This is a genomic window from Bradyrhizobium sp. 62, assembly GCF_023073035.1.
In the GTDB taxonomy this organism is placed as follows: Bacteria; Pseudomonadota; Alphaproteobacteria; order Rhizobiales; family Xanthobacteraceae; genus Bradyrhizobium.
The window spans coordinates 114,125-120,202 of the sequence record NZ_JADPIT010000002.1 but is presented as its reverse complement, the minus strand read 5'-3'; the positions used below and the strand labels follow the sequence as shown (position 1 = coordinate 120,202).

Below are 6,078 nucleotides of genomic sequence, written 5' to 3'. Positions count from 1 at the left end.
TCGTCACGAACGCGGGCCGGACGGCGGTAGACGTGGGTGACATCGGCGCGCACGGCTTCGCAGGGCGGGCAACCGTGAGTGAAGGCCTCGCGCACACGACGGGTGTGATCCGCGTACGGCAAAATCGTGTGGTCCTGGCGCCCGGGGTCTGTGCGCCAAGCCTTGCGGTGATGTGGGTTGCCCAACCGGGCGCACGCGTCAGCCATCCGCAAGGCGACGGGGGCAATAGTGCATCGCTCCCCGGGGAGAGCGCGACATAAGCCGTAAAGCCACTGCGCAGGGAAGGCCAGATGTTGGGCTTCACCTGTATGCCGCTGTGCAATCTTGTTACGACAATTTCGCACAGTGGACCGCGGGTGCCGGCTGGCACCCGGTCTTCCCTGCGCCCTCTTTCAATTGAGGGTGAGACGACGAAGCAAAGCTCGGGCGAACACGCCGCGAGGATGCGAAGGTGTGTCTGCGATCCGGAATGCGAAGGGACGCGCGACCCTGCCACCCAAAGACTCCGTCATTGCGAGCGGAGCGAAGCAATCCGCCGCTGCGGAAAGATTCTGGATTGCTGTGCTGCGCTCGCAATGACGAGGATGATGGAAGTGCCCGGCGCCGAGATCGCAAAGCTGCTCGCCGCTTTCACCTAGCGCGCTTCACGGGCGGCGTAACTCGGACGGATAACAGTCATAGACCAGCGCCTTGAAGGCGGGCGTGATGCGGCTGCGCTCGTTCTGGGTCTGCTGCATCAGCAGGTAGACCATATCGAGCTTGGGATCGACGCCGAAATAGGTGCCGCTGCCACTGTCCCATTTCAACTCGCCGAGCGAGCCCGGCGGCGGCGGTTTGGCGTTGCCGGGATCGGTCCGCACCGCAAGGCCATAGCCATAGCCGAAACCGTCGCCCGGAAAATAGAAATAGTCGCGTCCGACGCCCGAGCCCGGCCCGACGTGATCGGTCGTCATGGCCTTGAACGCTGCAGGACTGAGATAGCGCTTGCCGTCGAACTCGCCGCCATTGAGCAGCATCTGCGAGAAGCGCTGATAGTCGGTGATGGTCGAGAGCAGCCCGCCGCCGCCGGACTGCCATTCGGGATGGTCGAGGCGCTCGCGCTCGGCGGCGAGCAGGATGTTGTCGTTCGGCAGTGGCCGCGCCATCCGCGCGAGCTCGTCCTCGGTCGCCAGCGCGAACTTGGTGCTGCTCATGCCGAGCGGGTCGAAGATGCGTTGCTTGAGGAATGCGTACAGCGTCTGGCCCGAAATGATCTCGATGACGCTGCCGAGCACGTCGGTGGAATGACCGTAGCGCCACAGCGTTCCCGGTTGCCGTGCCAGCGGCAACCTCGCGATTCGTTGGGCGAACTCCCTGTTGTCGAATTGACCTTCGAAGATGTTGGCGGCCTTGTAGGCCTGCTCAACCCATTTGCCGCCGATATAGTCGTAGCTGATGCCCGAAGTGTGCCGCAGCAGATCCTCAATGTTGACGGGACGGACCGGGGCCACCAGATCCACCTTCAGCGTGCCGTCGGGATTGGTGACCTCGAGGCCCACCTTAGTGTCGGCAAAGAGGGGAATGTATTTCGACACGGAGTCGGTGAGCGCAAGCTTGCCCTGGTCGATCAGCATCATCGCGCCGAGGCACGTGACCGGCTTGGTCATCGAGTGGATGGCGAAGATCGTATCGAACGTCATCGCGAGGCCCGTCCTGGTGTCGCGCACGCCAAAAGTCTTCAGATAGACCGGCTTGCCGTGCTGCTGGACCAGCACCACTACGCCCGGTAGCCGGCCGCTCGTCACCTCGTTGTTGAAATACGCTGTGATACGGTCGAGCCCGTCGGACGACGGCGCGGGGATGTTGGCGGCGCGGCTTCGCGCCATCGTGCCGGCCAGCAGCGCGGCTCCGACCAGAAATTCACGACGCTTCATCCGGGCTTCCTCCCTTGCCGGGATCAAAGCCGCAAGACGTCGAAGGCGTCAACACGCCTTCGGTTAAAATCGCGTCACGATTTCAGAAAGGACCGGTCGCGGACGGTCCTCGCTCGGCCTGGTCGGCTTGCCGATATGGACGAAGCCGGCGAGTTTCTCGTCCGGCGTAAGGCCGAGGCCGTCCAGCACGTCGCGATCGAACGAGAACCAGCCGGTCAGCCAGCAGGCGCCGTAGCCGAGCGCGGTCGCGGCCGTGACAATGTTCATGACGCTGGCGCCGGCCGACAATTCCTGCTCGAACGCCGGCACCTTCGGATGCGGCTTGGTGAAGCTGACGATGCCGATCACCAGCGGCGCATCCGTGAGGCGCTTGCGCTCGGTCTCGACATCGGCCGCCGCCGCGCCGGGATTCTTCCGGGCGAACACCTTTGCGATCACCTCGCCGGCGCGCTGGCGCGCATCGCCCTCGAAGATGATGAAGCGCCAGGGCGCGAGCTTGCCATGGTCGGGCACGCGCGCGCCGATGGTGAGGATGGTCTCGAGCTCGGCCGGGGAGGGGCCGGGTCCGGACATCTCGCGCGGCTTGACCGAGCGGCGGGTCTTCAGGAGTTCGATGGCGTCGGGCACTGCGGTTTCCTCTTCGGCTGGTCGTCGGGCGTGCAATCCCCACATAGGAATGCACGCCCGCAACCGAAAGCGAGTTTAGACCGATTTCAGATGTCAGGCCGCGCCGCGCGCCCGCTTCACATCCGGCGGGGTCGCCTCGTCGACGAGGGCGGCGATGGCCTCCACCGTCGTCGTCACTTGCTGACCGTCGCTGCCGAGCCGGCGGATCGAGACCGACTGCGTCTCGGCCTCTTTCTTGCCGACCACGAGCAGTGCCGGAATCTTGGCCAGCGAATGCTCGCGGACCTTGTAGTTGATCTTTTCGTTGCGCAGGTCGATCTCGGCCCGAAGTCCCGCACGCCGGACCTGCTCCAGCACCTGCTTGGCATACTCGTCGGCTTCCGACGTGATGGTGGTGACCACCACCTGCACCGGCGACAGCCAGAGCGGGAAGTTGCCGGCATAGTGCTCGATCAGGATGCCGATGAAGCGCTCCATCGAACCGCAGATCGCGCGGTGCACCATGACCGGCGGCTTCTTGCCACTGTCGTGGTCGATGTAGAACGCACCGAACCGTTCCGGCAGGTTGAAGTCGACCTGCGTGGTGCCGCACTGCCAGTCGCGGCCGATGGCGTCGCGCAGCACATATTCGAACTTCGGCCCGTAGAAGGCGCCTTCCCCCGGATTGATTTCGGTCTTGATGTGATTGTTCTGCGACTGGATCTCACGCAACACCGTCGCCATTACGCGCTCGGCGTGATCCCACATCGCGTCGGTGCCGACGCGTTTTTCCGGCCGGGTCGACAGTTTGACGGTGAGATCGCCGGTGAACCCGAAATCGGCGTAGGTCGACAGGATCAGCTCGTTGATCTTCAGGCACTCGTCGGCGAGCTGATCCTCCATGCAGAAGATGTGCGCGTCGTCCTGGGTGAAGCCGCGCACGCGCATCAATCCATGCATCGCGCCGGACGGCTCGTAGCGGTGCACCACGCCGAACTCGGCGAGCCGCAGCGGCAGGTCGCGGTAGCTCTTCAGGCCATGCTTGAAGATCTGCACGTGGCCCGGGCAGTTCATCGGCTTCAGCGCGAACCAGCGCTTGTCCTCGGCCTCCTCGCCGGCCGACTGCGCCGCGAACATGTTCTCGCGGTACCAGCCCCAATGGCCGGAGGTCTCCCACAGCGACTTGTCGAGGATCTGCGGGGCGTTGACCTCGCTATAGTCGCCGGCCAGGCGCCGGCGCATATAGGCGATCAGCTGCTGGAAGATGGTCCAGCCCTTGGCGTGCCAGAACACGACGCCCGGGCCTTCCTCCTGGAAATGGAAGAGGTCGAGCTCGCGCCCGAGCTTGCGATGGTCGCGCTTCTCCGCTTCCTCGATCTGCTTCAGATAAGCGTCGAGGTCCTCCTGCTTGGCGAACGCCGTACCGTAGATGCGGGTCAGCATCGGGTTGTTGCTGTCGCCGCGCCAGTACGCGCCCGCCACCTTCATCAGCTTGAAGGCGTTGCCGACCTTGCCGGTCGAGGTCATGTGCGGGCCGCGGCAGAGATCGAACCAGTCGCCCTGGTAATAGATCTTGATCGGTTCGTTGCCGGGAATGGCGTCGACCAGCTCGACCTTGAACGCTTCGCCCTTGTCGCGGAACACCTGTTTGGTCTTTTCGCGATCCCAAACCTCCTTCGTAAAAGGCTTGTCGCGCGCGATGAGCTCGCGCATCTTTTTCTCGATCGCGGCAAAGTCTTCCGGCGTGAACGGCTCGTTGCGGAAGAAATCGTAATAGAAGCCGTTCTCGATCACGGGACCGATGGTGACCTGGGTGCCCGGCCACAGCGTCTGCACGGCTTCGGCAAGTACGTGGGCGCAGTCATGGCGGATCAGCTCGAGCGCGCGCGGATCGTCGCGGTTGATCAGCTCGATCCTGGCGTCGGCTTCGATGGGATCGTCGAGGTCGGAGACCACGCCGTCGAGCGCCATGGCGACCGTGCGCTTGGCCAGCGACGGCGAAATGCCCTTGGCAAGTTCGAGGCCGGTGATGCTCTTGGCGTATTCGCGCCGGGCGCCGTCGGGGAAGGTGAGGGTGATTTTTTCCGGCGGGGTCACGGGTCTCAAATTGCTGAGGCTGTACTGGAAGCCGGATTCGGATTTGGGCTGCTCGGACTTGGACTGGTCCTTGGACTGGTCGTTGGGCTGGTCGGTCATGGCGTGTCTCCTGAGGCTCACTCCTGCGAACGAGCGCAGGTAAGCGGGAACGAGCGATATATCAGGCGATTCGGCCTGCGCAATCCGGCATTTCCAAGAAACCGGCGCGCAAAAGCGGGGGCGCTGCACGAACTATTCCGGGCAACGCCCTTTAACTGGTCGCAAGCCCGCTCTACATGCGTTTGCATGGAAAATGCACGCGCCGGCCGTTTCGCGCCAACCGCTCTGATGCTCGGCAATCTCGTCACCGGCTGCTCGGTCTTGGCACCGGCGGGCATGCTGCCGGAATTGGCGACGGGGCTCGACGTCAGCATCCATGCGGCCGCGCTCCTGATCACCTTCGGGGCTGTCATCCTGTGCATCGGCTCGCCGCTGACGGCCTGGCTCACCAGCCGGATCGAACGCCGGACGCTGCTCACCACGACGCTCGCGGTGCTCGCTTTTGGCAATCTCGCCTCTGCCTTTGCGCCCGATTATGCAAGCCTCCTCGTCATCCGCCTGGTGATGCTCGCGGTCGGCGCGCTCTACACGCCGCAGGCCGCCGGTACGGCGGCGTTGATCGTGCCGGTGGAGCGTCGCGGCAGCACGATTGCCTACATCTTTCTCGGCTGGTCGCTCGCTGCCGCCGTCGGCCTGCCGCTGATCACGTTTATCGCCAGCCGCTATGGCTGGCGCGCGGCCTATGGCGGGATCGGCGCGCTCGGCTGCGTCAGCTTCCTGCTGTTGCTGATGCGACTGCCGGCGGGCCTGAAGGGCACGCCGGTGGATCTGAAGACCTGGAGCGCGGTCGGTGGCAACAGGACGATCCTGCTGCTGCTGGCGATCACGATGTTGCAGATGTCCGGGCAGTTCGTGGTGTTCACCTTCATGGGGCCGCTGCTCAACAAGCTGACCGGCGCAGGACCCGATGCGATCGGCATGGTGTTCGCTCTCTATGGCGTCTGCGGCTTCCTCGGCGTTGTCATTGCGACCCGCATCGTCGACACCTCGGGACCCTATCGTACCTCGCTGCTTTTCACCTGCCTGCTGCTTGCGGGGATCACCGGCTGGGCGCTCGGCGCCGGCACGCTCGCGATGATGGCGGGTGCGGTCGCGATCTGGGGCCTCGGCTTTGCCTCGACCAATTCGATGCAGCAGGTGCGGCTGGTCTCGGCGGCACCGTCGCTGGCATCGGCGACCGTCGCACTCAACACCTCCGTCCTCTATATGGGCCAGGCGGTCGGCTCTGCCGTCGGCGGACTGCTGTTCGCCCGCGAGCTCCTGCATACGCTCGGCTTCGTCGCGGTCGGCTTCGTCGTGCTGGCGCTGATCCTGGTGGTCCTGACCCGGCCCCGGCCGGCAACTGCCGCCCCGGCCTGAGCGG

At 64.6% G+C, this 6,078-nt stretch carries 4 protein-coding genes; 1 reads left to right on the top strand and 3 read right to left on the bottom strand.

What is annotated here, in order from left to right:
• Nucleotides 1-644: 644 nt before the first annotated feature.
• From IVB47_RS00615 to thrS, 3 genes are all read right to left on the bottom strand, one after another.
• Nucleotides 645-1,913 carry a serine hydrolase domain-containing protein gene (locus IVB47_RS00615; protein ID WP_247459325.1) on the bottom strand — a complete coding sequence of 423 codons (1,269 nt, stop codon included), beginning with the start codon at nucleotides 1,911-1,913 and terminating at the stop codon, nucleotides 645-647.
• A gap of 63 nt (nucleotides 1,914-1,976) precedes the next feature.
• Nucleotides 1,977-2,540, bottom strand: a complete 564-nt coding sequence (locus tag IVB47_RS00610) for a nitroreductase (RefSeq protein WP_247459323.1) — start codon at nucleotides 2,538-2,540, stop codon at nucleotides 1,977-1,979.
• A gap of 93 nt (nucleotides 2,541-2,633) precedes the next feature.
• Nucleotides 2,634-4,715, bottom strand: coding sequence for a threonine--tRNA ligase (gene thrS, locus IVB47_RS00605; RefSeq protein ID WP_247400259.1), 2,082 nt, complete (start codon nucleotides 4,713-4,715; stop codon nucleotides 2,634-2,636).
• A 186-nt stretch (nucleotides 4,716-4,901) separates the two neighbouring features.
• Here thrS and IVB47_RS00600 point away from each other — a divergent pair, with 186 nt between their 5' ends.
• Nucleotides 4,902-6,074, top strand: a complete 1,173-nt coding sequence (locus IVB47_RS00600) for an MFS transporter (protein WP_247459320.1) — start codon at nucleotides 4,902-4,904, stop codon at nucleotides 6,072-6,074.
• The last annotated feature ends 4 nt before the right edge of the window (nucleotides 6,075-6,078 follow it).